5 protein-coding genes are annotated in these 3752 nt (G+C 32.1%); 3 read left to right on the top strand and 2 right to left on the bottom strand.

Annotated elements, in window-relative coordinates:
* Positions 1–1031 (bottom strand): ribonuclease E/G (locus RMN92_RS13670; protein ID WP_309609996.1); only part of this gene is annotated, 1031 nt, incomplete at its 3' end.
* A 369-nt stretch (positions 1032–1400) separates the two neighbouring features.
* Positions 1401–1691, bottom strand: a complete 291-nt coding sequence (locus tag RMN92_RS13665) for an HU family DNA-binding protein (RefSeq protein ID WP_309609995.1) — start codon at positions 1689–1691, stop codon at positions 1401–1403.
* 129 nt (positions 1692–1820) lie between these two features.
* Here RMN92_RS13665 and mutY point away from each other — a divergent pair, with 129 nt between their 5' ends.
* From mutY to RMN92_RS13650, 3 genes are all read left to right on the top strand, one after another.
* On the top strand, positions 1821–2852 hold the full coding sequence (mutY, locus tag RMN92_RS13660; RefSeq protein WP_309609994.1) for an A/G-specific adenine glycosylase: 1032 nt from the start codon (positions 1821–1823) through the stop codon (positions 2850–2852).
* 40 nt (positions 2853–2892) lie between these two features.
* Positions 2893–3315 (top strand): single-stranded DNA-binding protein, encoded by a 423-nt coding sequence (locus RMN92_RS13655; RefSeq protein WP_309609993.1) that lies wholly within the window; start codon positions 2893–2895, stop codon positions 3313–3315.
* 9 nt (positions 3316–3324) lie between these two features.
* The coding region (locus RMN92_RS13650) for a gliding motility lipoprotein GldD (RefSeq protein WP_309609992.1) at positions 3325–3752 on the top strand (428 nt) is incomplete at its 3' end.

The following is a 3752-nucleotide window of genomic DNA, read 5'->3' as shown; positions in this document are numbered from 1 at the left end:
ACTTCGAGTGCGGTATCTTCTTGATTGGTTGCTTTGTTGGATCGATTGCCGCTGTTTACATCGATAACATGCATGGCTTCGGTGTGTTCTATAATTAAATAGGCGCCTTTGCTCATGGATACGCTTTTGCCAAACGAGGTTTTTATCTGTCTTTCGATACTGTATTTTTCGAAAATAGGAGTTTCTTTGGACTGATACAATTTGACCATCGATTCTTTACTTGGAGCAATTTGTTGAATGTACTCTTTTGTTTCGTTGTAAAGTTCTAGATCGTCAATAATAATTCCGCTAAAGGTATCATTAAATACATCTCGTAATATTGATGATGCTCTGTTGAGCTCGCCTAATACTTTTGATGGATGTTGTGCGGTTGGAATTTTTTTGCACATTGATGTCCATTTGTCCACCAAGTTTTGCAAGTCTTTGTCTATTTCTGCCACTTTTTTGCCTTCTGCTACTGTGCGAACAATAACACCGAATCCTTTTGGTTTGATTGATTGTACAAGGCGTTTTAGTCTGTCTTTTTCTTCTTTGGATTCTATTTTTTGAGAAATAGAAACTCGGTCAGAAAATGGAACTAGTACGATATATCTTCCTGCCAAGGAAAGCTCAGAGCTTATTCTTGGACCTTTAGTTGATATTGGTTCTTTGACAACTTGTACAAGGATTGATTGGTTGGCAGCAATTACATCTGTAATGGCGCCATCTTTGTCAATTTCTTTTTCAAACTGGAAACTTTTTAAGGAGAAATCTTTTATTTTACCTGTGGTTACAAGTTTTATGAATTTCAGTTGAGAAGCAAGGTTAGGTCCTAAGTCGTGATAATGTAAAAAGGCATCTTTTTCGAAGCCTACATTTACAAAAGCAGCATTAAGTCCAGCAACTGGTTTTCTTATTTTGGCGATAAAGATATCGCCTACTTGAAAGTTGCTTGTTTCTTCTTCTTTGTGTAATTCAATTAATTTTCCATCTTTAAGTAAGGCAAAATCTACAGCTTCAGAACTAGATCTAATAATCAATTCTTTATTCATGTGTAAATTTTTATCCGAACATTTAGTTGTTGGTTGTTGGTTGTTGGTTGTTAGAAAAAACTATCAACTGGAAACTGTCAACTATTAACCTCGTGTAAGGATGGATTAAACATTACAGGTTTTGTACCCGGAGAAATTTCAGATTTTAGAATTTAGATTTGAGAATAAAAAATCTTAAATCTCACATCGTTAATCAACAATCTTAAATCTCATTTTCAATGAACGTTTAAAAAGAAAAAAAGTAGTTTAGAACTACTTTTTCTTTTTATGACGGTTAGCTCTTGCACGTTTCTTACGTTTGTGCGTTGCTACCTTATGTCTTTTTCTTTTTTTACCACTTGGCATAACTTATTTTTTTATGGTTAATAATTACTTTGTTTCGTTGTTTGTTTTCACACCTTCTACAAATATTTTTGCAGGTTTAAATGCCGGAATGTTGTGTGCAGGAATTTTGATTGTTGTGTTTTTTGAAATGTTTCTTCCAGTTTTTTCAGCTCTAGTTTTTACTATAAAACTTCCAAAACCTCTTAAATAAACATTATCACCCGTTTCTAATGAGATTTTTACTTCGTTCATAAAAGTCTCCACTGTAGCTTGTACATCACCTTTTTCTAGTCCTAATTTCTCTGAAATTTTAGCTACGATATCTGCTTTTGTCATTTTAAATATAATTAAATTTGTGTAAATTTTTGAGGTTGCAAATATATAAATTATTTAAACAATATTTAATGTATAAATGATTAAAATTTAATCATATAAAGATTTATTTTTGCTAACCAATTATTTACAATGAATTTTAGTAAGATATTAGCAACGTGGTATTTAGAAAATAAACGAGATTTGCCTTGGCGTCAGACTACAAATCCGTATCAAATTTGGTTGTCAGAAATCATCCTGCAACAAACTCGTGTGGCTCAAGGATTGCCTTATTATCAAGCGTTTACAAAAGCATTTCCAACTGTTTTTGATTTGGCAAATGCCAGTGAAGAATATGTTTTAAAGCTATGGCAAGGCTTGGGTTATTATTCTAGAGCTAGAAATTTGCACGCCACCGCGAAATATATTGCAACAGATTTAAACGGAATTTTTCCCGCCAATTATAAAGATTTATTAAAATTAAAAGGTGTTGGAGAATACACAGCTGCCGCAATTGCATCTTTTTCTTACAATGAAGTTGTTCCTGTCGTCGATGGAAATGTGTATCGAGTGTTGGCAAGATATTTTAATGTCTCAACCGATATCGCATCGGCGAAAGCCAAAAAAGAATTTACAGATTTGGCTTTTGAAGTAATTTCTACAAAAAATCCAGCGTTATTCAATCAATCTATTATGGAGTTTGGTGCTTTGCAATGTGTACCAAAAAATCCAAATTGCAGTATTTGTCCATTAAATAGTAGTTGCGCAGCTTTGGCAACCAATAAAGTGAATCAACTTCCTGTAAAAATTAAAAAATTGAAAGTAAAGCATCGGTTTTTAAACTATTTATATATTTTTGACAATCAAAATAAAACAAGAATCAACAAAAGAACTGAAAAAGGAATTTGGCACAACTTATATGAATTTCCAGTGGTGGAAACAGAAATGGAAACTTCGAATGCAGAAATTTTATCATTAATAAAAATCAAATTAAATAAAATTTCCGAAATTAAACTATTGGAATCTGATGCAATTGTTCACAAACTCACACACCAACATTTGAATATCAAATTCTGGAAAATAAGGCAAAATACAATTTTCGAAAATGGTTTGGATTTTGAAAGTTTAAATAAATTTCCTTTTCCTATAGTTTTACACAATTTTATTGAGAGGAATAAGTTTTGATTAAAATAGTTACCTTTGAAATTATTGAAAATAAATTAAAATGAGTGGAACGTTAAATAAAGTGATGCTAATTGGTCATTTGGGCGAAGATATAAAAATGCATTATTTTGATGGTGGAAATTGTATTGGTAGATTTCCATTGGCAACCAATGAGGTTTATATAAACAAGTCGACCAACGAAAAAATTACATCAACAGAATGGCACAATGTTGTAGTGCGCAACAAAGCGGCAGAAATTTGCGAAAAATATTTGTCCAAAGGTGATAAAATTTATGTGGAAGGCCGCATAAAATCTCGCCAATGGCAAGCTGAAGACGGAACCACCAAATACACTACCGAAATTCAAGTAACAGAGTTTACTTTTCTGAACACCAAAAAAGAAACCGAAAATGTAAAGCCGGAACCAGAATCTCCGAAGAAAACTACTTTCAATTCTAATCTCGAAAACGATTTGCCGTTTTAATACCTATATATGTACACAAAATATTTTCAATTTTTTTGTTTTTTTCTTATTTCAACTTTAATTATTGGTTGCAAAGATGATGTTTTGCCAAAACCCAAAAGTTATTTAAGTCTAGAATATCCAGAGCCTAAATATAAAATGTTTGATAAAACTTGTGGTTATAATTTTGATTATAATACGCTAGGAAATGTTGTAGACAAAGGAAACTGCAACTTTGATATTGAATACCCAAACTTAAAAGCTACCGTTTATCTCAATTACAAACCAGTAAATAATAACATAAACTCATTGTTGCGCGATGCTCAAAAACTGACTTATGAGCATGTAAAAAAAGCGGATGAAATCCTAGAACAACCTTTTGTGAATAGAGACAAAAAAACTTACGGAATGTTTTATGAAGTGGGCGGAAACGCAGCCTCACAATCGCAGTTTTATTT

The sequence above is a fragment of the Flavobacterium sp. genome (assembly GCF_031363805.1).
Lineage (GTDB): Bacteria > Bacteroidota > Bacteroidia > Flavobacteriales > Flavobacteriaceae > Flavobacterium.
This window is presented reverse-complemented; position numbering and strand designations above follow the sequence as displayed.